Origin of the sequence: Novosphingobium sp. (assembly GCF_027486195.1) — a bacterium.
Classification (GTDB): Bacteria; Pseudomonadota; Alphaproteobacteria; order Sphingomonadales; family Sphingomonadaceae; genus Novosphingobium.
The window spans coordinates 1-25,022 of sequence record NZ_JAIXPP010000067.1 but is presented as its reverse complement, the minus strand read 5'-3'; the positions used below and the strand labels follow the sequence as shown (position 1 = coordinate 25,022).

19 protein-coding genes and 1 pseudogene are annotated in these 25,022 nt (G+C 62.9%); 14 read left to right on the top strand and 6 right to left on the bottom strand.

Translation table 11 applies throughout. From position 1 onward, the window contains the following. Positions 1 to 44 precede the first annotated feature (44 nt). Entirely contained in the window at positions 45 to 1,130 is a 1,086-nt protein-coding gene (locus Q0071_RS12650) for a replication initiation protein (protein ID WP_298169785.1), read from the bottom strand. A 683-nt stretch (positions 1,131 to 1,813) separates the two neighbouring features. Here Q0071_RS12650 and Q0071_RS12645 point away from each other — a divergent pair. The 5 genes from Q0071_RS12645 (at position 1,814) to Q0071_RS12625 (ending at position 7,554) form a co-directional block, all read left to right on the top strand. Next, positions 1,814 to 2,080: a WGR domain-containing protein gene (locus Q0071_RS12645; RefSeq protein WP_298169727.1), complete on the top strand. Its 267-nt coding sequence runs from the start codon at positions 1,814 to 1,816 to the stop codon at positions 2,078 to 2,080. A gap of 623 nt (positions 2,081 to 2,703) precedes the next feature. Continuing rightward, positions 2,704 to 2,997, top strand: a complete 294-nt coding sequence (locus Q0071_RS12640; RefSeq protein ID WP_298169724.1) for a toprim domain-containing protein — start codon at positions 2,704 to 2,706, stop codon at positions 2,995 to 2,997. A 348-nt stretch (positions 2,998 to 3,345) separates the two neighbouring features. Then, entirely contained in the window at positions 3,346 to 5,517 is a 2,172-nt protein-coding gene (locus tag Q0071_RS12635; protein ID WP_298169721.1) for a TonB-dependent siderophore receptor, read from the top strand. Positions 5,518 to 5,521: 4 nt separating this feature from the next. After that, positions 5,522 to 6,082 carry a hypothetical protein gene (locus Q0071_RS12630; RefSeq protein ID WP_298169719.1) on the top strand — a complete coding sequence of 187 codons (561 nt, stop codon included), beginning with the start codon at positions 5,522 to 5,524 and terminating at the stop codon, positions 6,080 to 6,082. Then, positions 6,079 to 7,554 (top strand): PepSY-associated TM helix domain-containing protein, encoded by a 1,476-nt coding sequence (locus tag Q0071_RS12625; RefSeq protein ID WP_298169716.1) that lies wholly within the window; start codon positions 6,079 to 6,081, stop codon positions 7,552 to 7,554. Before Q0071_RS12630 ends, Q0071_RS12625 begins: the two co-directional genes overlap by 4 nt. A 552-nt stretch (positions 7,555 to 8,106) precedes the next feature. On the opposite strand, the gene Q0071_RS12620 is transcribed toward Q0071_RS12625, so the two are convergent. The 4 genes from Q0071_RS12620 to Q0071_RS12605 form a co-directional block, all read right to left on the bottom strand. Then, positions 8,107 to 10,656, bottom strand: a complete 2,550-nt coding sequence (locus Q0071_RS12620) for a S8 family peptidase (protein ID WP_298169713.1) — start codon at positions 10,654 to 10,656, stop codon at positions 8,107 to 8,109. 60 nt (positions 10,657 to 10,716) lie between these two features. Further along, positions 10,717 to 11,709 carry an ATP-binding protein gene (locus tag Q0071_RS12615; RefSeq protein ID WP_298169710.1) on the bottom strand — a complete coding sequence of 331 codons (993 nt, stop codon included), beginning with the start codon at positions 11,707 to 11,709 and terminating at the stop codon, positions 10,717 to 10,719. A gap of 449 nt (positions 11,710 to 12,158) precedes the next feature. Beyond that, positions 12,159 to 13,421, bottom strand: coding sequence for a type II toxin-antitoxin system HipA family toxin (locus tag Q0071_RS12610; RefSeq protein WP_298169707.1), 1,263 nt, complete (start codon positions 13,419 to 13,421; stop codon positions 12,159 to 12,161). Then, the gene (locus Q0071_RS12605) at positions 13,418 to 13,741 is read right to left on the bottom strand and encodes a helix-turn-helix domain-containing protein (RefSeq protein ID WP_022675526.1); all 324 of its coding nucleotides are present in this window, start codon (positions 13,739 to 13,741) and stop codon (positions 13,418 to 13,420) included. The genes Q0071_RS12610 and Q0071_RS12605 overlap by 4 nt, the downstream gene beginning before the upstream one ends. 205 nt (positions 13,742 to 13,946) lie before the next feature. Here Q0071_RS12605 and Q0071_RS12600 point away from each other — a divergent pair, with 205 nt between their 5' ends. From Q0071_RS12600 to Q0071_RS12565, 8 genes are all read left to right on the top strand, one after another. Further along, on the top strand, positions 13,947 to 18,161 hold the full coding sequence (locus Q0071_RS12600) for a strawberry notch-like NTP hydrolase domain-containing protein (RefSeq protein ID WP_298169701.1): 4,215 nt from the start codon (positions 13,947 to 13,949) through the stop codon (positions 18,159 to 18,161). Between the two features lie 142 nt (positions 18,162 to 18,303). After that, the gene (locus Q0071_RS12595; protein ID WP_298169782.1) at positions 18,304 to 20,382 is read left to right on the top strand and encodes a ParB/RepB/Spo0J family partition protein; all 2,079 of its coding nucleotides are present in this window, start codon (positions 18,304 to 18,306) and stop codon (positions 20,380 to 20,382) included. An 82-nt stretch (positions 20,383 to 20,464) separates the two neighbouring features. Next, positions 20,465 to 21,403, top strand: a complete 939-nt coding sequence (locus Q0071_RS12590; RefSeq protein WP_086740700.1) for a zincin-like metallopeptidase domain-containing protein — start codon at positions 20,465 to 20,467, stop codon at positions 21,401 to 21,403. A gap of 407 nt (positions 21,404 to 21,810) precedes the next feature. After that, the gene (locus tag Q0071_RS12585) at positions 21,811 to 22,452 is read left to right on the top strand and encodes a hypothetical protein (RefSeq protein WP_298169696.1); all 642 of its coding nucleotides are present in this window, start codon (positions 21,811 to 21,813) and stop codon (positions 22,450 to 22,452) included. An 11-nt stretch (positions 22,453 to 22,463) separates the two neighbouring features. Beyond that, entirely contained in the window at positions 22,464 to 23,087 is a 624-nt protein-coding gene (locus Q0071_RS12580) for a hypothetical protein (protein ID WP_298169693.1), read from the top strand. A gap of 14 nt (positions 23,088 to 23,101) precedes the next feature. Beyond that, positions 23,102 to 23,302, top strand: coding sequence for a hypothetical protein (locus Q0071_RS12575; protein ID WP_298169691.1), 201 nt, complete (start codon positions 23,102 to 23,104; stop codon positions 23,300 to 23,302). Between the two features lie 82 nt (positions 23,303 to 23,384). Next, a complete protein-coding gene (locus tag Q0071_RS12570; RefSeq protein ID WP_133722890.1) occupies positions 23,385 to 23,735 on the top strand; it encodes an antitoxin Xre/MbcA/ParS toxin-binding domain-containing protein in 351 nt (116 codons plus the stop codon). A gap of 4 nt (positions 23,736 to 23,739) precedes the next feature. After that, entirely contained in the window at positions 23,740 to 24,234 is a 495-nt protein-coding gene (locus tag Q0071_RS12565; protein ID WP_298169683.1) for an RES family NAD+ phosphorylase, read from the top strand. Between the two features lie 34 nt (positions 24,235 to 24,268). Here the strand turns inward: Q0071_RS12565 and Q0071_RS12560 are convergent, their stop codons facing one another. Further along, positions 24,269 to 24,766, bottom strand: a complete 498-nt coding sequence (locus tag Q0071_RS12560; protein WP_217373630.1) for a hypothetical protein — start codon at positions 24,764 to 24,766, stop codon at positions 24,269 to 24,271. A gap of 65 nt (positions 24,767 to 24,831) precedes the next feature. Here Q0071_RS12560 and Q0071_RS12555 point away from each other — a divergent pair. Continuing rightward, positions 24,832 to 25,022, top strand: a pseudogene (locus Q0071_RS12555) (hypothetical protein); the annotation flags it as partial.

Sequence of the window (25,022 nt, the reverse complement as noted above, 5' to 3'; positions counted from 1 at the left end):
CTGACTCGGTGGGGGCGCGGCGAATTGCACGCGTGCAATTTTCACTATGAGGGCCGCCCACGCCGGTTTACCCACCCCTCACAAAAGCCCTTCCACGCCGCAATCAGCTTAGCGCCACGAAGCTTCTCCAACCGATTGCCCATGTGGTCGCGAAAACCGCTCGCGATAAGATCAACATCCCATCCACCGCCATGCTTTCGGGCGACTTCAAGCAAATCGGCGTGCCCGAAGCGGATCGAGCCAGACGACGGGAATGTGGACTCTGACTGCTTGATCGCAGGCGCCGCACTGGGCGTAGATGCTATTGCCCCCTGCCCTGCCGCTATAGTCTCGACGGAACCGGTCCGCCTCGCCTGCCGTCCCGCCGAATGCCGGTCGAGCTCATCTACCGTTTCCAAGACCTCCGGGGCGCCCTTCGGTTCAAACCGGAACTCAAGCTCGGTGACCGTACGCCCCTGCCGAATTTCACGCCATTCGACACGGAAGTGAGCGAGCTGGTCAATTTCAGACTTCGCCTTCTCAAGCACCTTGCGCCGGAGCTGGGCGAAGTCCGTGTAGACATCAGGCGGGATCCCGAGCGCTGCACGCAGTGCCTGCATATCTCCTCGCCAGGTTGCTTGGCGGCGATGGAGGCGAAGGGCTCCAAGCTCGTAAAGCTTGAGCGCATAATTTGAGCGGAAACCCAAGACCGCTTGCCGGTTAAGCACGGCATAGGTCTCAGAAGCCTGGATCAGCTTACGCGCATCGGGCGTGAACTCCCATTCGATCCAACCCGTCTCTCCGCCATCCTCGTCGGTCTCTTCCTTCGATCGCGAAATCAAGGAAAACAGGAGCGTCGCCTTCTTTCCGCGCCACGATTTGTCGTCCACAGCAAACAGGGTGCGATGGAGCTCCTGAAGCATGTCGCTGATCCGCTCGTTACCTTTGTGGCCTCGGCGGATATCGGCTTTGCGGATGCGATGAGGACGATCTTCCCAAGCATCTCCGCCTGCGGTCAGGATCATGAGCGCCAATAGCCGCGATGCAGTCAGACTAAGCGACTCACCTTTGACGAATTTGATTTCAATGATGTTGCCCGGCTTGGCAAACTCGTCGCCGCCCTTTGCCTTCAATGCAGCAGCAACGCGCATCGCACGTCCGGGGGAACCTTCTTCAGGCTTCTCCTCGGAAGCTTCTGCTATTGGGCTATCATCAGTTTCCATGCCATAGTGCGATCAGAGCTTGATTCTTTGAGGGACCGATTGCTGCCTGACCTGACCTCATTCGTCAAGTCAGGTCAGGATGGGATTTGTTCGGGAGCCCCCAAGAGGTCAGGAATGAAGGTCTGTGAACAGGAGGCCGAATCCTAGGAGATTCCGCGAGTCGGCAAGTTTACGGACAGAGCGCTGATTAGGGGTCAGTTTTGATGTTTGCGGGCGAACTCAGCACACTGGGCAGCGTGCTGTGTTTGCGGGCGAACTCAGCACACTGGGCAGCGTGCTGGAGGCCCGTCCCCCAAGCGGTCAGGATGGCCCCAGCAGGTCAGGTGAATGCCCCCGCTCGGTCAGGGTTCAGCCCCCATCAGGTCAGCCTAACACCCCCATCTGGTCAGGAAGTTCGGTGTATGGCGCTGAATTCAAGCCAGAAATTGGCCTTGAATCTGAATCCCTAGAATCAAGAATCCTTCCGCTGCAAGCAGCGGCGTTTTTATGATGATGAATTTATGGGCGAAGGGCCGTCGCCCCAAATCCAATCGCCTCTATGAATCACAGCTGCGTTAGTGATTCAAATTTCCCATTGGACCCACAACTGATGTCTCTGTCACCAAGCCACTATGGAAACACCCACCAGCCAGTCGTGGCATTGGCAGGCCATAGACCCATCACGCAATGTTGCCCGTGCCTACCATCTCTGGATCCAAACCGACCTGTTCGGTTGGACGACGGTTGAACGTCGCTGGGGGAGGATCGGCTCGAAAGGGCAGGGGGTAACCCTGAGTTTTCCTGACAGGGCACAAGCCGAGATCGTCGCCCGGCAGGTCCGTGAAAGACGCAAGAGTGCCTTCAAACGAATAGGAGTAGGTTACCAAGAGGTCGAATGACCGCCTTGCACGCGCATCTGCAAGGGAGGGAAGGGGGGGAGGGGGGAGTGAAGCTCATGATCCTAACAGCACTCCGACCAACTCAGGACACGGTCAACCTTGTCACAGCTCTGCGCGGCACATGGCACGGCTCCTACGCTATGTGCCGATGCCCTGCTCATGACGACAGGACGCCCTCATTATCGATCCGCCAAGGCATATCAGGGGTCCTCGTGCATTGCTTTGCCGGCTGCAATCCAAGGGACATCATACGTGCCTTGCGGAGTGCAGATCGAGTTCAAGGCATCGAACCCCGTCCCGCTAGAAGTCTGGACTCTAGGCGACAGGCTCAGCGCCTTTGGGATGATGCGATCAACGTTCATGGAACGCTGGGAGAGCGCTATCTCGTTGGCAGATGTCTGCTCCCGGACCTCCCCGACATCCGGTTCCATCCGCGGTGCCCTCTTGGCCGAAAGCCAAACACTGCGTTTCATCAAGCCCTGCTTGTGGCCGTGCGTGACCTAGGCCGGCTTGTGGCGGTTCAAAGGATCATCCTGGACCCTAGATCAGGCCGACATCGCGGCAAGTTCTTGCTGGGGAGCTGCGGGCAGGGGGCATGGCAACCGACACTGTCTGATGGGGTGTTGGCAATTGCGGAAGGCTTCGAAGACGCGGCCGCCTTCACCCGTCTAACCGGCGTGACCTGCTGGGCGGCCATGGGCGCTGCTCGCTTGCCGCTCCTCAAGCTTCCGAAGGAGCTCCATACGCTGATCATTGCCAAGGACAACGATGCACCTGGACAGAATGCAGCGCATCAAGCGACCAAGACCTACGCCAGACCCGGCCTCCGAATTTCGCGAAGGTCTCCAAACTCTGGCATCGACTGGGCGGAGTTCAACGAATGGATCAACCGTCGGCGCAGTAGCATCGGCGAATGACGAAAGATGGGACTTTCCAGTCACTCCATCCATACGAGTTTAGAGGCAGCTCCAAAGCGGAAACCTGAGGTCCCGCGAACGGTCCGTTGGGGGAGAATTACGATAGCAATTCGGTTGCTCGGACAGCAAGCAAGGTGTGACTTGACGGCTTGCATATCGGCACGTGGACGACCGCTGTGAGTTTGCGTCAACCCGCGCAAAGGCGATGCTGGCAAGGTGATTGGGGGCGCAGTCTGGGAAACGTCGGTTCGCCCCACCTTGTAATGCAAATGCGAATCACTTGCATTAGCAAATACTAGCTGGCACAGCGGAGGCGACCTAAAGCACCAGACCCGAAAGACACCGCCTATGACAACGCTCGTCCCCCTTCTTCTTGCTGCGGCCGCCAGCGCTGTGCCGGCAAGCGCCGATCATGCCGCTCCGGCGAGCGACCTGGCTGCCGAGACCGGAACCGGCGAAGCGGCCGGTGAGGCAGCCGAACGGGATTCGACGATTGTCGTGACGGGCCAGCGCACCGAAGGCCTTGAGGACTACGGCGTGAACGAGCAGCGCACCGCTACCCGTCTGCCGCTCAGCCAGCGCGAAACGCCGCAATCGGTCAGCGTGGTCACCCGCTCGCAGATCGAGGATTTCCAGCTCAACGACGTCAACCAGTTGCTCGCCACGGTCCCCGGCGTCAGCGTGCTCTCTGCGGAGACCGACCGCGTCTACTATTCGGCCCGCGGCTACGACATCCAGACATTCCAGATCGATGGTGTGGGCATGCCGTTCGCGTTCGGCATCCAGACCGGCTCGCTAGACACCGCGATCTATGACCGCATCGAAGTGGTGCGCGGCGCACCGGGCTTGCTATCGCCCACCGGCAATCCGTCGGCCGTCGTCAACTTCATCCGCAAGCGCCCCTATCGCGATGCGCGGGTCACTGCATCGGCGCAGTATGGCTCCTACGAAAATCTGCGGCTCGACGGCGATGTCAGCGTGCCGCTGACCACTGACGGATCGGTACGCGCGCGCGCGGTCGGTGCCTACCTCGATACGGACAGCTACCTTGATCGCTACCAGCTTCGGCGCTGGACCGGCTATGGCATCATCGAGGCCGATCTTGGCCCCGATACGGTGGCCAGCGCGGGTTATGCCCACCAGAACCACCGCAGCCAGGCGGCCCAATGGGGCGCGGTGCCGCTGTATTATACCGATGGGACGCCCGTCGCATTCGGCCGTTCAGACAACACCGGGCCGGACTGGGCTGGCTGGCAGGTCACTGAACGGCAGGCTTTCGGCGATATCACGCATCACTTTGGCCCGGGCTGGACCGCGACGCTCACCGTCCTGCGCCGCGCCAACGACGAGAACGACAAGTTGTTCTATGTCTATGGCAACCCCGACCGCGCCACCGGGCTCGGCATCTTCAGCTATCCCGGCGCGTTCCTTGGCAGCACGCGCAACCTGACCATCGACGCGCACGTATCCGGCAAAGTTCCGGCCGGCGGACGCCAGCACGACGTTCTGCTCGGCTTTGTCCGCAGTGCCGAGCGCTACATCCAGAACTCGGCCTATGATTTCAGCACGGTCGGCGTCTCGGTGCCGCTAGATCAGCTCTTCTCGGGCACATTCCCGGAACCGGACTTTCCTGCCTTCACCGAAAGCCTCAACATCAACCGGCGGCAGGAAACGGTCTATGGCCTCACCCGTCTGCACCTTGCCGAACCGCTTCGGCTCATGCTGGGCGGAAACTACACCCGCGCGCGCAGTGCCGGCGTGTCCTACGGCGCCGAGCAGAACTACAATCGCGGCAAGTTCCTGCCCTTCGTGGGTGCGACGTTCGACATTGCCCCGCGCGTGACGGTCTATGCAAGCTATGCCACCATCTTCAACCCGCAGACCGAATACGATGCGAACAACCGGCTGCTCGATCCGATCGAAGGCAACAATCTGGAGGCGGGCATCAAGGCAGAACTGGCGCAGGGGCGCCTGCTAGCCACCGCTGCCGTGTTCCGCGCACGGCAGGACAATACCGCGCAGGCGGCGGGGTTCGATACGGTCCGGGGCCGCACGATTTATATCGGGGTGGATTCAAGGTCGGAAGGTTTGGAACTCGAACTGGCCGGATCGCCGGTGCCCGGCCTGCAACTGACCGCCGGCTTCACCGCGATGCGGATCAGGAACGAGGACGGCACGCCCGCGCGGACTTTTGTGCCGCGCACGACCGCCAAGCTCAACCTCGCCTACTCCCCGCCATCGCTGCAGGCGCTCAAGCTGGGCGCTTCGCTGCAATATAACGGGCGCTTCACGCTCAACACCGGCGCGCTTTCGACGACGTCCGGCGATCCCATCATCCTTGCGCAGGACCGCTATGCGGTGCTTGATCTGCTGGCAAGCTATGCCCTGACACCGCACGTCTCGCTCAGCGCCAATGTCCGCAACGCAACCAATGCGCAGTATCTGTCGTCGCTGACGTTCGGGCAGAGCTTCTACGCCGCGCCGAGGACTGCGCTCGGCACGCTGACCGTGCGGTACTGAGGCGGTGTCGGCGGCGGCGCTTGTACTTCCGGCCAGCTGGGCCCTGACGGCCCTGGCGCTCGGTCTCGTCCGGCTGGGCTGGAGCATGCGCCGCGGCATCGCGCTGACCGGCTGGGCGATTGGCGCGAGCGCCATCATCATGCTGGGCGCTCATTCCGGCGCCTGGGGGATCGCGACCGGCTTTGTCGTCGGCATCGTTGCCGCGTTGGCGCTCGTCCTGCACGCGGGCGCGCGATCCGCACCACGGGCGCCGCGCCGGGAACCGAGAAAATCGGCCTTGCCCGCCGGCCACAAGGAGATCGCGCTCGCCCGCCGCCTTGCGGTTTTCGTGCTGGTCGTCCCCTGCGCCTTCTGTGCCGCATTGTGGCTCGCCTATGCCAGTCAGGCCCTGTTGCGCAGAGGCGGACCGCCAGGTGCAGACAGCGTTGCGCTCAACCTGTTTCTGGCGCCCACGATCTGGGCGCTGCTGATGGTCTGGCAGATGCTGGAACCCGGCCCGGTCCGGATGCTTCGTCCGCTCGCATTCGCAGCGGTTGCCGGTCTCGCACTGTGGAGCCTTGCATGAACGCCGAAGAACCGCAAAAGCCCAGCCTCGCGCAGCGCGCCCTTGCCGCGCACAGCGCGGTCGCCTTGCTGGCATCGGCGCTGCTCTACATCATCGCGCTCAGCGGCGCCCTCGTTGTCGTTGCTCCGCATCTTCAGCGCTGGGAGCAGCCATCTGCACCCGAGCATGACGCCATCGAACCTGCCGCCGTAGAGGCCGCGATCGCCGCCGCACTGGCGCGCGATGCGGGCAAATCGCCGACCACCCACATCTACGTACGCTTGCCGGATGAGTATCTCCCGCGCACGGCAGTGACAACGGATCACGCTTCCTGGTACGTTGATGGCGCGGGCCGTCCCATGATGCGCGAGGCCAGCGCATGGACCGAGTTTCTGCTTGCGCTGCATATAAACCTGACCTTGCCGGTGACCTGGGGCATGCTCCTTGTCGGTGGCATCGGCGTGGCTCTTGCCGCCATCACGCTGACCGGCGTTCTCGCGCTGCCGAAGATTTTCCAGGATGCGTTTAGCCTGCGCGCGCGCCACGAACCGCGGATCGCGCGCGCCGACTGGCACAACCGGCTGGGCACCTGGACCTTGCCTTTTGCCCTGACTATCGCTTTGACCGGTGCGGTGATCGGCCTTGGGTCGGCAAGCGTCGCACTGCTTGCCCGCAGCGATGCCGGGGGCAACATGCTGGCAATCTACGGCATGATCTTTGGCGAGGAACCGCGAGAAGATCCGGCACCGGCGCCGCTCGCCAACACCGCGCGGGCACTGGCGAGCCTGACCGCGCGCTTTCCGGACGTGCGACCGACTTATGTGATCATCGATCATCCCGGCACCCGGGGGCAGTGGATCCAGATCCTTGCCGAACATCCTCGCCGCCTGATCTATGGCGAATCCTATCGCTTCAATGCTGCGGGTGACTACCTCGGCAAGGTTGGCCTCTCCGACCGGGAAACCGGTCGGCAAGCCCTTGCATCAATCTACCGCCTGCACTTCGGGACCTTTGCCGGGCTTCCGGTGGCGCTTGCCTACGTCGCGATGGGCCTTGCGCTGTGCGTCATCACGGCAACCGGGACCACGCTGTGGCTGCGCAAGCGCGAACGCGCCGGGCACGACGTGACGCGGCTTGCCGCAAGCTGGCGCACAGTGGTCTGGGGCGCTCCGCTCGTGCTGGTGATCGCCCTGTGGGCACGCTGGCTTCTCGGGCCGGATACACCGCTGGCCATGCTATTCTGGCTGATGCTCGCCGCCATGATGGCTGTCGCGGCGGCCTGGCCGCGCCTTGCCTCTGACTATTCGCTGCAACGTGCTGCGGCCCCTGTCCTCGGTTGCACGGGGGCCGCCCATCTTGCGGTTTCAGGCTTGGGCCCCAGCCCACTCCTGATCGTGAACGCAGCCCTGCTGATGACGGCAACGGTTGTCGCGGCGAGCGCGAAACGCGGGGTCGGACAAACCGAACGGTGGCCCTGTCGTCCAACCGCATGATGGGCTGCCCGCCATTCGTCCTGACTGGGTGATCAGCAGGCATGACAGCAGCGAGGCCTGGCTGCCGCTGGTGCCGGAACCTCGCATGTAGAGTGCGGACTTAGGCTCTCGCGTCATGATGGCACTTTGCAATTGCGCATCGTCGGTGCCGGGACCGGCAGCTCAGGCTGCAAGGAGACGGTTACCGAACGGCACCTTGATGTCGCATTCTGGTCGACTACTGCCGGTGGGCCACCGGCGTCTCTTGGGACAAAGCCGTCGTTTCCAGGCCGATCATCGAACGGCATAGTTGGCCAACAGCCGACGTCAGCTGATGAGGCTCTAAGTGGCCACGATTGCGGACACTCCGGAACGTCCACTTTCAGAAATCATTGGCCATGAGCTGCCCTAAATTCATCTCACGAGATCCGCTGTCAACAAGGGCAGGTCATGAGGCGTGTGCCTAGCGACACGGGCGACAATCTTCCCCGCTTGTTTGAGAACGCCGCAACCACCAAGGCGGACGGATGACTTGGATCTCGCCAAGCTTGCGGCCATGGGTCGCTTGCGCCCTCAGGCTCCGGGCGCGCCCGGCACCACGACCTCGGCGGCGATTCGTGCTTCGATCTCTGCCGTCACCTCGGCATAGAGATCGACATCCAGGTCGGGCGCACTGATCGAGATGGCAAGCGCATAGCGCGCCTTGTCGTTGGCTCGCTTCTGCCCGAGATGCGACTTCCACCAGCCGCCGACAGGCAGGATCGCGATTTCGTCATGCGCGGCAAGGTCGACCGCAGGACCACGCCACAGGTCGCAGTGGAGCGAACCGGCCTGCATCGCCTGCGGGCCAAGCAGCCAATAGTCCGTCTCGGCACCGACCTTCTCCGCCGCCTCGTCGGTCTTGCTGAGCCTCGCCCGAAAATCGCGCGCGGTCTCGGTCCGCTTCTTGAGCGCGAAGCGAAGGCCGAAAGAGCGGTATGTATCGGGCCGCGTGCCTGCTCGCCCCGACAGGTTTGGCTCGACGAAATAGGACAGTGTCACCTTCATCGTTACGGACGCATTCTCTAGCGCCTGCAGACCCCCGCGGGGCCATGGAAGGTCGTAGAAATGGATAGCGTTGAACACGGCGCGGCCATCGTCGGTCAGCGCATAAGGCTGGATCTCGGCCTCTGCGATTAGCGTGATGTCATTTTTCGTTGAAGCGATGGCGCGCTCGAGATTGGGAACGCCGAAGCCGACCTCGCGCAGAAGGCTCTGCCTGGCGGCCTTAGTGATGCCCTTCCACGACCGTCCCCGGCCAATAAGCTTGGACCGGATTGGCTGCGGCCAGTCAGCGGCATGGACGGTAAGCGCGCGGTAGGTTTCGGGCCAGTAGCCCGGCAGTGCCGCCATCAGCTGGCCGACGAAATTGCCGGCCACCCCGGTCGCCGCACTCGTCGCCCAGAAGGGCACAAGTGGCTCTGTGGCGAGGTCCTTGCCGGAGGTCACCAGCGATACCGCCGGATGCCAACCGCAATAGTCCGCGCCGTCGACCATCATATTGCCAGCCTCGAACAGCACTTCGGGCTTGATCGGTGTGAGGTCGGGCGGAAGGTTCTGCGACCCGCGGCTGAACGGGCTTTTGTGGTTGGCCTCTGCAAGTGGGGTCAACGCCGGGTCTGCGGCGGACAGCTCGACCTTGGCCGTATAGCCGCCGATGGTGAGCGCGTTCCAGCTTTGCGCCGGGTCTTCCAGCGAATGATGCTGTTCAACAGCGGCCTTGAGCCCACCCTGCATATTGCCAGTGGCGATGATAACGAGCCGCTTGGGATGATCCTTGGCGGCGACATTGTCTTGCCGATCGCCCGGCATCGCACCCGAAGCGATCTGGTCGATCGCGCCGCTCCAGCTCGATGGCGCGTCCGGACTGAGATCCTCGGTCGACGATGCGATGCAGAAGCAGCGTGGCACGCCTGCCCGCTCGATCTCGACGGTCGCTACCGCGGATTGAGTGACGATGCCGTATTTCGGCGGCTCAGTGGCGGGAAAGCCGGCGGGCGGCAGGAATTTCACCGATTCAACGTGATGGCTGAGCGGGACCGTGCGGCCATCGGAAAGCGGGCCGGCCATATCGCCATGGACGACGAGACCGGCCATGCCTGTGCCGTGGCCGCCATGATCGGCATGATCATCCAGTCCCCATGCGGCGTTGACCGCCCAGGCGCCGGCGAGTGCCGGTGCGACCAGAGGGTGCGCGCCGGCAACGCCGGAATCGAGGATGCAGATGCTCGGCGCGCCTTTGGGCGGCGGGGTGAGACGCGCGAGATAATCCTCGACGAGTGCGTGCTGCCCAAGGCCATGTTCACCGGTATCGAGCAAAGGTTCGACCACCTGCGCCGCGGCCCGGATTTCGCTGATCGTGCCGTGCAGCCGATCAGCGAGCTGGAGGATTGCGGCGGCGCTGGCATGAACAAACAGCACCATCGTATCGGGGAAGATCAAGCGGTCGGCATGGACGTCGAGGTTCATGGCCTGGGCGGCGGCTACGACCGCATTGACCACGGCATCGGGCCGTCGCAGCCATAATTCCCACCAGCGCGTGTCGGGCGACTGGAGATCGGGCGTGCCCGCGATCAGGTCACGCGCACTGGCTTTATGGAAGGCTTCGACGACCTCGAACTTGTCGATATCGGGGCGCTCGCGGTTGCCAAGATCTTCCTCACCATAAGCGATGATCCTTGCCTGAAGGAAGGCGCGCGCGTCATCAGGCACGAACAGGATCGCCCGCTCGGTGCGGTCTTCACCGCGTTCGGAGCGCAGCAACGCGATCTGCTGGGCGGCGAATTCGAGGCCGGCCGGGATCTTGGTGGCCTTAGCCTGCGGTGTCGGCGGCATCGTCTCCAGTTCGACGAGGACACCGCGCTTGTGCCCGGGAACCGCGATTCGCCGGTCGGCGCCGGCTGCAGGAAGCGCGCCCAGCGCGTCGGCGAGCTGCGCCAACAGCGTCTCGGCATGCGCATGATAATCCGCGCGCCGCTCGCGGGGATCGCGCTTCGACTTGGGATAGACATATTGCGCGTCGTCTTTCCAGCGCACGATGGGGATATGCGGCAGCGGTCCCGCGCCAGCCTCACCTTCGGACATGATTCCCCCGCCTGACTTTACGGTTCCGGTTAATCCCTCACTGGCGAGATCGGGATGTCATTACGCTTGAAAGCGCCGGCGGAAAGATTGCCGGTCTTCGAGCGCAGTGCTTAGCCGCGCGACATCGATCGATTTGGCGTTTTCCAAGATCGCGTCCTTGAGCACGGCATCTGCGGCGCGCACGAGTTCACCCTGACTGAGGCCATCGGTCATCGGCGCGATCAAACTCCAGGCCTTTGCCGTCAGGCGAAGCTTGCCCAGTCGCCGCGTCAGCAGAATGCGAGCCGCCTCGTGATCGGGTACATGATATTCGACGACCTCGTCGAAGCGGCGAGCGAGCGCCTTGTCCAGGATCTCGATATGGTTCGTCGCAGCAATGACGATGCTGTCGGTGCTGTTGGGCTCTTCCATGAAGGACAAGACCGAGTTCAGGACGCGACGGATTTCGCCGACATCATTGGGATCGCCGCGCCTGGAGCCAATCGCGTCGAATTCGTCGAGCAAATAGATACCGCGGGTCTGGGCGATCTGATCGAAGACGAGCCGCAGCTTTCCAGCGGTCTCGCCAAAGAAGCGGCTGAACAGGGATTCGAGCTTCACTGTGAACAACGGCAGACGTAGTTCGCCGGCGAGCGCGGCGGCAGTCATCGTCTTGCCGGTTCCCGGCGGCCCGACAAGCAGCAGGTGCGTCGCCGGGATCTGCCCATGGTCGCGAAGCACAGCGCGTTGGCCCTGCTCGCGCACGACGCGTTCGAGGCGCGCACGAATGGCGTTGGTCAGCACCATGTTGGCAAGCGTGGTCTTGGGATAGGCGCTTTCGACCAGTCCCTGTAGTTCACCACGCGGTCGCGCCAACGGGATCGGCGTCTGGCCCGAGGGCGCTCCGCCTTGGCGCTCGCGCGCTTTCTGCACCAGCCGCTTCAGCGCGTTGGCGTCGGTCTCATTGCCAGCCCGTGCCTGCTGAGCAGCGATTTGCAAGGCGATCGAGAGAAACTGTTCTTGATCGCCCTCGACATGCGAGTTCAGGAGCGCAACGATTTGCTTGGTAGACATGAGCGCTCCTTTCTCTTGGTCATGACCTTAGCGCGGTCCCGGCGCGACGCGGATCTTGCTCCCGCGTCGACCTCTATCAGAGCGGGATTCGACGCGCCATCACGGATTGATTACACGGGCTGTCCCGCCGGTTGCGGCCCAGCCATCTGCTGATTGCTGGACCGGTGCGGCCGCGCCCGATGGCCTAGGTGACGCTGTCGCCGTTCACCAAGCCTGCCGCTCTGAGATAGGTAGCGGGATGTGACAGCTGAGAATGTACGGCAGCTATCAGGCAGCTTTATCTGTGCGCGAATGTCGGCAATGTTGGCGGCTTCCGCCCAACAGGCTAGCGTGATCCGAACGACCGCTTTTGTCGGCGTCGGACGGCCGCTTGCCAAATACGAACGACGCATTCTGGTCGGATTCGGCCTCAGCGGGGCACTGTCGGCTTTTGGTGAGTCAAGCCACCCTCAGCCAAACTCTTGCGCTACCAAACCTAAACCCTCTGACACCGGAGCCATAGATACCCCGACCCCCGCGTCACGTGCATATGACGCCCAATCGGAAAGCGCTGCACGAACGTCGTCTACGATGGAAGCCGTACGCTTCGGCGAAACCCCATGGACCTTTGCGAGCTTCTCGACATGCTCACGGGTGATGGTGCGACCTTCGCCCAACACGGCCATGTAATGCTCGCCGCCGGGGCCGTTTGAGAACGTGAGGTCGAAGGCGGGCGCAAGCCGCCAGTCCCCTTGGTCGTACATCAGGAAAGCGTGCTGGCGAACATGGTCGTCACGGTTTCGCGCAAGCACGTTGAAGACCATGCGCCGGAAGGCCTGCTCGACGTCTGCCATGCTGTAGGTGATGGCCAAGGTCGCCTTCAGGAACCCGTCGTAGTCGACGCTGGGCATATGCGGCGACGCTTCAAGTGCTCCGCCGAGGCTGACCATGTGTAGCCGCTTGCCCGGTGCTGGTCGATCGAAGCGCCTTGTCGCGAAATGACCCGGACCGTTCGCTGATGGGATCAATCGCGTCTCTGCCATAACAATCCCTGCGGCGCGTGCCATCCGGGCGTAGGCCTCCTCCAATGGCCCGATATCGGCAGGGTCATTCGTCGCTGGAAACTTGACGATCCATTCCTCACCAGAGCTCTTCCGTTCCGTTGCAGCCAGCTCGTCTCCGGCGGACAGCTTGCCGTCCGCGTCAATCGCCACGTGAACTTTCGGCCGCGCGCCGCCCGAGCCGCCGCCCAGGCGTGCCAGCAGCGCTTCGAGCTCTGTCTCCTCGCCGAGCAGAACCTGACGGGATTCATCGGCCAGGGCATCGAGATCGATGGTACATGAAGCCTCGAACCCAAGCGTTTCGGGCTGGAAGACGAGGGCACCTCGACCCTTTGTGCCCACGAGGGCGAGCCGGTCGACCGCATCAAGATCTTCGAACCGGTGACCCATCCTTTGAAGCCGCCGTTTCAACAACAGCAAGCCCCAGGCGTCGGGCAGGCAGTCAGAAAGGAAACCGTGAAGGCCCTCGAATATTCGGCTGCGGGCAGGGTGCAGGCCAGACTCAGCCGGATAGTGAAGCGGAGATATCGGAAGGCGCGCAGCGATGATCTCTGCCGACCATTCGAGCTGAGCCAGGCCCCCATCCATCGCCAGCCTGCCGACAGAACGCGGCGCTGCAGTCTCGTCGGTCAGCAGTCCAACCGCCAAAGGCGTTCCCGGAGCCAGCTTCATGACCCAATTCCGCCTGAGCGCCCGCTGGCACGCTGGCGCTGCCGCTTGGCTGCCTGGCGCTGCTGTGCAAGCAGTTCATCCATGCTGGTCGCCGGAACTTGCGGAAACAGCGCGACGATGCCCTCATCGCAGCGCAGTGCAATGGCAGCGCGAACAAGGTCTTCGATGGACGCCCTGCCTTCGGTCTCCATCCGCCGCCATGTTCTATGGGCCACGCCTGCTTTGGCAGCTGCCGCTTGCTGGGTAAGATCGAGGGCCAGGCGGCGGGCCTTGATCCGCATACCGAGGTGCGTCAGCTGATCTTGGAGGGTGAATAGCATTGGCCATATATGGCCGATATGCTTCCTGTGGTCAAATTAATGGCCATATTTGGCCTACGATTCTCTCTTGCCGTGAGGCTGAAATCTCGGCCGCTTTTCCTAGCTGGACCTAGGTCTGCGCCTTTAGCGGAATTCCAAGCACCCACGCTGTCGGGGCAGAAGGGGAGGGGGATGCTCTGATGCGCATCAGCATCAGGAGCAGCGCATGACCGATCTCTTCACCCAGTTCGACACCCGCCTTGATCAGGCCATCGATGAAATCGCGCAGGAGCTTGCCAGTGGATCGCTAACCAAGATGTCGCTCTTCGACGCAATGAAGCGCCTCTACGGTGGAAGTTCGGCTGAAGGTCGCTGGGCACAGCGCGATGCTTATGACCTCCTCGAAGCAGGGATGACCCGCCATCTGCTAGGCTTATCCCGTCCGGTGCGCCTAGACGACATCACCGCCCTGAGCCTTCTGGTTGAGCAACTGCCAACCCATACGGTCAGGAGCGAAGACCAGATTCGGTTTCAACAGTTCTCCACGCCCGCCGATCTTGCGGCACTCGCGACTGTCCTTGCGCAGCCCCGGCCAGACGACATCGTGCTGGAGCCGAGTGCGGGACATGGTGCGCTCGTGGCCAGCCTAACGACAGTCAGACAGCTACACCTCAATGAGCTTGATCCCAAACGCCGTGAGAAACTCGCTCTGCTGTTCAAACATGCCAAGCTTACCGGGATCGACGGTGCGATGCTGGCTTCCGCGCTGGATCCTTCGCTGCGCCCCAGCCTGATTCTCATGAACCCCCCGTTCTCCCGTTCGGAGGGAAGGGGCGTCGATCAATTCGCTGCTGTCCGCCATCTGCGCGCCGCGCTCGGTCGATTGGCTCCTGGCGGCAGACTTGTCGCTATCATGCCGGACTGGTTCACCACCAGCGCTAGGCTCTCGAAAATCTATGACCAGACGTTCGAGAACTGCACGGTGCAAACAGCTTGCCGCCTTGCCAGGTGCTACCACAAGCAGGGGACCAGCGTGCCGGTTCGCCTCTACGTGATCGACAAGGTTCCCGGAAACATACGTCCTGCAATCCTCGCTCGATCGACTGTCGCCGAGATTGCCGCGGCGGTTGCAGTGGTGAAGCGGGCAGTCGGTCCTTGCGAGGCTTCACCAATTTACGCACGGCAGCAGACCAAGCCCGGCACGCTTTTCAAGGCGATGCGCACAAGTGCAAAGCCACCTGCGGCAAAACCGCGCGTAATCGAAGCGCCATCGATATCGCCGCTTGTCTTTCGCAGCCTGGCAACGCCGCGCCCTCTGGGCGAGCAGGCCGGTGTCTATCTGCCCTACCGCCCGAGCCGGATCGACATCGATGGTGCAAAGGCGCACCCGACCCCGCTGGTGGAAAGTGTGGCCATGGGCTCCATACCAGCGCCGGTGCCGGAATATTGCCCCAGCCTGCAGGGCCGCATCCTCAAAGAAAGCCTGCTTTCGGAAGCGCAGCTCGAGACGGTGATCTATGCCGGCAATGCCTGGCAGCAGTATCTGCCGGGCCTGTTCGTCCCGGCTGACGAAGGTGTCGCTCTCACTCTGGCCGAAGACGGACACAGCTACCGCAAGGGCTACTTCCTCGGTGATGGCACTGGCGCGGGCAAAGGCCGACAGATTGCCGCCTGCATTCTAGACAACTGGCTAGCCGGACGCCGCAAGGCGATCTGGGTATCCAAGAACGAGAGCCTGCTCGAAGATGCGCGCCGGGATTGGAGCGCGATCGGCGGGATGACTGCCGACATTCAACCGCTCTCCAGCTGGAAAATCGATCAGCCAGTGCCGTTCCGCGAGGGGATCCTCTTCGTCACGTACCCGACGCTGCGCAGTCAGAGGCAGGATGCGACCCGCCTGAAGCAATTGCTGGACTGGGCCGGGGCGGATTTCGAAGGTGTCATCGCCTTTGATGAGAGCCACGAAATGGGCGGGGTGGCAGGAGGCGAGGGCGCCCGCGGGAGCAAATCAGGTTCCCAGCAGGGCATCGCCGGCGTCATGCTCCAGAACCATCTGCCCAAGGCCCGCGTGCTCTATGCCTCGGCGACCGGGGCCTCTGAAGTCAACAATCTCGCCTATGCGGTTCGGCTCGGCCTTTGGGGACCAGGAACGGCGTTTGCCAACCGCGAGGATTTCATCAGCCAGATCAGGGCAGGTGGCATCGCTGCGATGGAGCTGGTGTCGCGCGACCTTAAGGCCCTTGGGCTTTACCAGGCACGAGCGCTGAGCTTTGCCGGGGTCGAGTACGAGATTCTCAAGCACGACCTGACAGCCCAGCAGATCGCTGTCTACGACACCTATGCGGATGCCTGGGCGATTATTCACCAGAACATGGAGGAGGCGCTCGCGCTGACCGGTGTGGTCGACGAGATCGACGGCAGCACGCTGAACGGCGGCGCGAAGGCCGCAGCCCGCAGCCGCTTCGAAAGCACCAAGCAGCGCTTCTTCAACCAGCTGCTGCTTTCGATGAAGCTCCCGACTCTGATCAGCGCCATCAATAAGCACCTGGACCAGGATGACGTGGTCGTGGTTCAGCTGGTCTCGACCGCCGAAAGCATCCTCGACCGAAGGCTCGATAGCCTTTCACCCGAAGAGCGGGCCGAACTCGACCTTGATCTCAGCCCGCTTGATGCGGTCATCGAATACCTCGAGCGCGCTTTTCCCACCCAGCAGATGACGTTCTACACCGACGACACCGGTGCTACCCGTTCGACGCCGATGTTCGACGAGGACGGCCGCCCCGTGCACAACCAGGCTGCGATCGCCCGGCGCGCCGACCTGATCGAACACCTCTGTGCGATGCCGCCGATCAAGCCTGCCCTCGACGGCATCATCGAACACTACGGGACGGACAAGGTCGCAGAGGTCACCGGGCGCACAAAGCGCCTCATTTCTCAGGCCGATGGTAGCCAGCGCCTCGAAACTCGCTCCCCCCGCACGAACCAGTCGGAAACCGACCAGTTCATGGATGGCCGCAAACCCATTCTCGTCTTCAGCGATGCAGGCGGAACGGGGCGTTCCTACCATGCCAGCCTTGACGCACCCTGCCAGAAGCGCCGGGTGCATTTCCTTCTAGAGCCGGGCTGGCGCGCTGACCGGGCCATTCAGGGCCTCGGCCGCACCCACCGCACCCATCAGGCGAACACCCCCCTATTCAGGCCGGTCACGACCAACTGCAAAGGTGAGCTGCGCTTCACCAGCACGATCGCGCGGCGCCTCGACAGCCTTGGGGCATTGACGCGTGGCCAGCGCCAGACCGGCGGCCAGAATCTGTTCGATCCGGCGGACAATCTCGAAAGCCCTTATGCCAAGGCGGCGCTCACCAGCTGGTTCGGCCTCCTCGCAGAGGGAACGCTGAAGAGCGTGACCTTGTCCGACTTCGAGCGACGCAGCGGATTGACGATCGTCTCCCAGGATGGCGTGCTCGAAGAAGACCTTCCCCCGATCCAGCGGTGGCTCAACCGCATTCTTGCCCTGCCGATCGGCATACAGAACGCAATTTTCGATGAGTTTCTCGGGCTCGTCGAAGCCCGGGTTTCCGCGGCGCGTGAGGCCGGTTCTCTCGATGTGGGCGTCGAAACGATCCAGGTCGAAAGTGCCGACGTCATCGAAGATATTGTGCTGCGGACGGATGCACGGACCGGGGCGACCTCGCACCTCCTCCAGCTCGCGCTCAGGACGCGTACCCGGCCAATCACTCTGGAAAGGGTGAAGCAGCGCCTCGACCTGTCGGACGGGTGCATGCTGATGCACAATACCAAGAGCGGCAGGGCGGCGCTGGCTGAGCCGTCCCGGCATTTCATGACCGATCGGGGCGAACTGATCCGCCGCGTCATTCTCCACCGACCGCTGCGCCGCGAATACCATCACCTTGATCATCTTGCCGAGTCTGCGTGGGCGGAATGTCCTCGGGAGACCTTCGAGCAACTTTGGTGTGCCGAAGTCGCCGAGCTGGCCGAGAAGCTGACAACCGAGAAGATCTACCTCGCCACAGGACTGCTGCTGCCGATATGGTCGAGCCTTCCGATCGACTATCTGGAAGTGAGGCGAATCGTCAATGAGGAGGGACGCAGCTGGCTCGGCCGCATCGTTCACGAGCTCGACGTCGCAAACCTTTTGCAGAAGTTCGACATTACCTCGAGTGTCGAACTCTCGGAGCAAACGATCCTCAAGGCGCTCGGCGAGCATCGGACGATCCCTATCAAGCAACCGTTCGAGGCCACCATCAAGTCCTCGCGGGTCGCCAACGAGCAGCGCTACGAGATCGTTGGCGCCCCCGTCGATCAGCTGCCCTGGTTGAAGAGCATCGGCTGTTTCACCGAGATCATTTCGTTCCGCACAAGGGTGTTCATTCCGACAACGGCAGCAGAGGCCGTGCTGGCGGCGCTCCTGATGCGGTGATGGGAGGCAGCACCGAAGGCGCTGAACCCATGGTGACTGCGACAAGTGCACAGGATCTTGAATGCTTGAACCCGACAAACAAGGGGAGGGGGAGGGGATCTGTGCCCCGGTGATGGCCGGGAGCAGATCAGGAGTGACCGAGATGCTGATTCCCTTTTCCAAGCTCTATTTGAGCGATGCGAACGTGCGCAAAACACGCAACGACCAAGACGACGCGCAGCTTTCTGCGGACATCGAGGCCCGCGGCCTCCTGCAGAACCTGCTGGTGACCAAGAGCAAGAAGCGCGGCCAGTTTGCGGTGATCGCCGGTGGCCGCCGCCTGCGGGCCATTGGCATGATCATCGATCGCGGGGCCTGGGCTGCGGATGCCGAAGTCGAATGCAAGCTGCTCGAGGGTAGCGAAGAGACGGCGGGCGAAGCCTCGCTCGCCGAGAACTTCCAGCGGGTCGGCATGTCTCCGGCTGAAGAATGCCGCGCCTTTCAGCATTTCATCAAGGAAGGCAGCGATATCGCGGCCGTAGCCAAGCGCTTCGGACTCACCCAGCGGTTCGTCGAAGGCCGGCTGCGCCTTGCCAATCTGGCAGCGCCGATCTTCGAGGCACTCGCCGCCGGCGACATCACCCTCGAAATCGCCAAAGCTTATGCTGCGACCGACCAGCACGAAGTGCAGATCCGCGTCTTCGAGCAGATGCGCCATGCCTACAACCCCAGCGCCGACGCCATTCGCCGCATGGTCGCCACCGGCTCGATGCGCGGTAATGACCCTATCGCGCTTCTGATCGGCGAAGATGCCTATGTGGCTGCCGGCGGCAAGGTCGAGCGGGATCTGTTCAGCGATGCGGGCGAGGATCGCTGGATCGATATCGAGATCGCGCACCGGCTCGCCTCCGAAAAGATGGAAGCGGAAGCCGAGCGCCTGACCTCGGAGACCGGTCTCGCCTGGATCAGCCCGGTGGCCGCCAGCAATTCCTGGCAGGCGCGAAGCGAGATGGGCGTCTCCGCTGTCCGGCTCCCGCCCGTGCCCCTCTCGGAAACGGCGCGCGCCCGCATCGACGAGATCGATGCCCGGATAGATGAGATCAACGCGATCTTCGATGAAGGTGAAGAGCAAGAGGACGTCGATTTCGGAAAGCTCGAGGCCGAATACGAGGCTCTTGATGCCGAACGCAGCGACCTCAACAATCCGGTTCGCGAGCTGCCCGAAGAATGGCGCAGTGAAGTCGGCCGCTTCCTCGTGCTCACCACCCGCGGCGAGATGGTTCTCGAGGCCGATTACTTCAGCGAGAAGCGGCTGTCGTTCGAGACCGATGACCAAGGCAATGTGACCGCGACGGCAGAAGAGCAGGCACCGACCTCAGGGAGCCGCGCAAGCGGTGCTCCCGCACGGCCTGAGGCGATCGCACCCGGAAGCGAGAAGCCGATCAGCGCGAGGCTGTTCGACGAGCTCGCCGTTCAGCGCCGCAATATCCTGTCGGCCTGCCTGCTCGGCGATCCGGGGCTTGCCCTCGATTTCGCCATCTTCGCGCTTGCAGACAATCGCAGCTATGAGGGGAAGGGCACCTCGATCAAGGCGGGACGGCCGAGCGATCCTGCGATCGGCGAGGTGCCGCAATCCGCGGCCGAGGGTATTCTCGCCGAGGCCGAGGATGGTCTCGACAAGGCGTGGCAGGAGCAGGGCAGTGTTACGGCCCGTTTCATCGCCTTCCGCGACCTCGAAGACGACGCCAAGGCGGCCTGGCTTGCCTATGCGGTGGCGCTCTCGCTCGAGGCCAAGAAGGGCTATGGATCCGAGTATCATCCGGTTCATGCCGTGCTTGGGTCGATGCTCGATGTCGACGTTGCGGCTCTGTGGCGGCCGACTGCCGAGAATTTCTTCGACCGGGTGAGCAAGACTTCCTGCCTCGCCGCGCTGACCGAGGTTGGCGGAAGTGACCTCGCTGCGCGCTATGCGGCGTCCAAGAAGGCGGACCTCGCCAAGACGTGCGAGACGATCTTCGCCGGTAAGGCGATCATCGAGCAGGAGGTCAAGGAAGCCGCCCTTGCCTGGCTGCCCGAGGCCATGAAGTTCAGTGCGGCCATGCCGGAGGGCGCACAAAGCGCTGATCCTGATGCCTCCGAAGACGGCAAGGCCGACATCGACGCGATCGAGGGGGTGGTCGCACTGCCGGATGCCGAAGAGGAACCCGAAGGCGCCGCCACAGACACGGCAGTGGCTGCCTGAACGCCTCACCCTCCTCCTGATGTCCTGGCCCGGTCGCTCACTCGAGTGGCCGGGCCTTCTTCTTCCACGAAGGGAAATGCCGATGCGCCGCGGACCAAAGCGCGATGTCGCGCAGGAAATTACCAATCTCATCATTGCACGGATCGAGGCCGGCACAATGCCCTGGCGGCGGCCCTGGAAAAAGACCGGGGCAGGGGGCGCGCCCTTGCGTGCAGGCGGACTGCCCTACACCGGGATCAATCGCCTCTATCTCTGGGCTGTCGCCGACTGCTTCGGCTACGCCTCGCGCTACTGGATGACCTATCGTCAGGCTCAGGAACTGGGCGGGCAAGTGCGCAAGGGTGAGACGGCCGAGCCGAGCATCTATTTCAACAGCACTAGCAAGACCGACGTAGATCAGGCGACTGGCGAGGAGACGTCGAAAACCATCCGGTTCATGCGATCCTACAGCGTTTTCAATGCCTCGCAGATCGAAGGCCTGCCGCCGCATTTCTATCCCAGTCCGGTCCCCGAAGCACCGCCGCAACCCTCTGTGAAGGCAGCGGCCATCCAGGCCTTCTTTGCTCCGATACCTGCTGATATCCGCCATGGCGGTGACCGTGCATTCTTCTCTCCGGGCGGAGACTATATCCAGCTTCCAGAACGCGGCGCCTTCCGCACCGAGGACGGATATGTCGCCACCAAAGCGCACGAACTCGGCCATTGGAGCGGGCACCCCTCGCGGCTCGCGCGCACATTCGGCAAGCGGTTCGGCGACAAGGCCTACGCCTTCGAGGAACTGGTCGCGGAGCAGGTCAGTGCCCGGATCTGCTATGAGCTGGGCCTCCCCGCAGACCTCCATGAAAGCCACGCCAGCTACATCGCCCATTGGCTCGATATCCTGAAATCCGACAAGACCGCGATCATCACGGCTGCCGCCAAGGCCGATCAGGCTTTCAACCTGCTTGCAGCCTATTCGGGCTATGAGAGTGAACCTGCGGAGGAAGCCCATGAAGAGGCGCCAGTTCCGGCTTACGCTTGAGCCAACCGCAGACGACGCGGTGCGGCTTGCGCAGCTGAGCCGCTATGCCAGCGACCTTGCGAGCGGAGGTTCTGCAGACATTGGCGCAGCGCTCGGCGACCATGTTGGGGTGCTGTTCCCCGGGCGGAACCGTCATGCGGTCCTGGAGAGCCTCCTCGGCAAAGGAGAACCCGGTTGGTCACTGGTGTCCGATCCGGGGCAGGACGGCTCCTTGGTCATCAAGACAACCGAGGCTGGCGCTGCGGTCTCGGCGATTGCGAGAATCCTCGAACAGGTCGCTCCCGGGGCTCTCTTACGGCCGATGATCTATGAGCCACTGTCCCTGAGAAGCTCAGGGAAACATCACCGCAGTCTGCATTGAGGGGAGGGGGAGGAGGCCATTGCACTTGCAATGGAAAGGAAGCCGCATGTCCTGCGACATCGATTATCGTTACCGCCGCGCGCTCGAGCCCGATGGGCTGACGACGTTCGAGACCGCGCTGCGAGCATTGAACGAGGCCGTCGATGATGTGCGCCTCGCAGGCCGGCAGGTCGCCACCTGTCCCGCGGTTCTGCTCCTCACTCGCCACCTTCAGCGCATTGCCGACGGAAGGCCGACAACCTGCGAGGCCGACGACCAGAGCTTGCGGGCACAGTGCATCGAGCGCCTCGGCGAGCTCAAACACCGACCTGCGATCATTGCGCTGGTCAAGCGCGGGATCGACTATCGTCCTGAAGAACTGCGCCACTACCGGCGCGAGGGTACGCGCGCGCTGCGCCAGATCGCAGCCGGGATCGGGCTCGATCATTCCGCCTACCGCATCAGCTACTACACCTCGCAGGAGGCTCTCGCCGGTGAGCATGTGCTCGAAGCAGACGGTGTCTACATCCGCATCAGCCCCGAGCGGTTCGGCGAACCGGGTCTCGCCTGGCGGAACCCGTTCTGGAAGCCCCCCGGCGCGGTCATGCGCAAGGCTCCGATCACCGCGCTTGCCGACATTCCGGCACTCACAGCGCGGATCGCCCGCGAACTGCAAATCGCACCTCCGGCTCAGCCGGGGCTCATCTGAAGGACACGCACATGGGCTGGCTCTACATGCACCGCGCAGGGATGGGAGGGCATGAAACGCCCAAAGCCTATCTCGACGATCAGCTGACCTACGAACGGGAGGCCTGCGAAGATGCTCCGTTCCGGGGGTGCCGGGTCCTCAAGAGCGTTTTCACCGGTAGCACCTACTATGCAGCCGTCGAGCGCTACGGCGAAGACCGCAAGAGGCTCTACGTGACGGCGGTTATCTGCCTGGTCCGCTGGAACCCGAACGCAGCCGATGGCCTGATCTTCGGGTACAAGGACATGGATGAACAATCCGGCCCCGTCGAGGCGAATTGCCCGCGAAGCATCCTGGAACTGCTCACCTCATCCTCACACCCCTATGCCCTGGACTGGCGGAACCGGTGTTACGCCATGCTGCGTCTCAAGGAGCGCAAGGTCGCTGACGGCGACATCCTGCGGCTTCCCGAACCGCTGCGTTTTACCGACGGCAGCGAGCACCGCGAATTCCGGGTCAGCAAGCGCGGCAACAAGATCGAGCTGCGGACGCCCGACGGCGTCGGGGCCTACCGCATCTCCCGGCTGATGGAGCGGCGCTTCGAGGTCATCCGTCCGGCCCGAAAGATCAAGACCTTCTTCCCGGCAGCCCAGTAGCGAGGGCCTTTTCCATGACTTCTGCCAGCCTCGATCCGCGCCGCCGCATCCTTTGCGGGCGGGCCAATGCCGAGCGCGTCGCCATCCGGATGAGCGCGAAGACGGGCAAGAGCCATGCTGTGGTCAGAACCAGCAACGCGCTCCAGCCCTTCTGTGTGATGCCAACGGGGGAGAACCCTCCCGGTGCAATCGAGCTGCAAGTTGTCGTCCTATGACCCATATCGGTGCCATCCATCCGGCGGCTTGAATGCCGCAAATAATGACGCTATATAGCGTCAGAATTTATGGAGCTTTGCAATGGCGATTCAGAACTACGCTGACAACGGCGCGTTTGCTCCGCGCAAGATCGTCGACGCGCTGCGCACGACCAGCGACGAACTCGCACGCTCGCTGGGCCTCGGCAAGGACGCGATCCAGCGCAAGGACCGGATCGCGTCGGATCGTACCCAACGCCGCCTTCGCCAGATGGTCGAGGTCCTCAACAAGGTCGAACCGCGCTTCGGGTCGGCCTTGCTGGCTTATGCCTGGTACCGCTCTGAGCCGTTGCCGGGCTTCTCGGGCCAGACCGCAATGCAGCTCGTACAGAGCAACCGGGCCGATGACGTGCTGACCTATATCGACGCCGTCGACGCCGGCATTCACGCCTAAGCGCATGCACTTCACCGGGCTGCTCTACCGCGCCCACAATCCGGTCTGGTCCCGCGAACCGCTCTCGGGGGAGGGGGCTGCCCGGTTTGGTGGACGGTTCAATCGCATGGGGCGCCCTGCGCTCTATACTTCGCTCGCGCCCGAGACGGCGCTGCGCGAGGCCAATCAGGTCGGCACGTTGCAGCCGACAACCCTGGTTGCCTATCAGGCCGACATCGGGCCCTTGCTGGATGGCCGCGACACAGCCGCGCTGCAGCCTTTCGCCATGGCGCCAGCGGAGCTCGCTGACCCTTCGTGGCGGGACCGGATGATCTCAGGACAGCCAGTGCCGACGCAGGATTTGGCCGAGGCCGCGATTGCACAAGGCTATGTCGGTATCGTCGTTCCAAGCTATGCCCGCGGCGCTCCCGCCGACGCTCTCAACCTCGTCCTATGGGACTGGGAAGGGCGTATCTCGCTCGTAGATGATGACGACCGGCTTGGCCTGCGCAATCCCTGATTTCTGGCGGTAAGGCCGGCAGGCAGATGCCTGCCTAGTCTTCGATAAGGCCGCCAAGCGACGGATCGAGATACCACGAGGGTCCCTCGACGAAGTCGGCCGAACGTGCCGGAACCGGCCCGTCGGGCTCACTCGCGACATAAGGATTGATCTGCGGTGCGGGCCGTTCGCCTGAACGCAGGAGCTGCCCCGACATCTGGCAGCGAGGGCGCAGGATCTCGAGCAGCCATTCAAGATCATCCAGCATCTGGACGATGCCGCGCCCCGCAAGCGTGTAGTAGAGGCAGCGCTGATAATCGTCGCACTGGCACGACAGCACTTGCGTCAGCTTGTTCTTGGCACCGGGCGTGCCCTGGAACACCCCCTGCAGCGCTTCGTAGAGTTCGCGCGCAGAATAATAGGCATCGAACGCTTCGACGCCGATGGACGCGTTGGCGAGCGAGCGCCGCGTAGGCGACACAAGAGGGTCAAGCGATGCATCGCGGAGCGTCAGATCGAGGTCGAACTGGCCGAGATCGAATACCTTGTTCATAAGACAGAATTCCTCTATGTGACGAACATAGAGTGAACAAAAGGGGCGGTCAAGAGGGTCGGACCATGTGGCTGGTGGCCAAGGACACCACAGGTAGCACCGGGCGCGTCGCCATTGGCGACGGTCTGCGAGCAGCTTTGGTCCGCTGGTACACGGGCCATGGCAACGAGGCCGATCACCGGGCCTGCGTCTCCCTCGTCGTGACAGCGCGCGAGAATCACAAATGGCTCGCCTGCGATTGTCTGGGCGAGGTCAC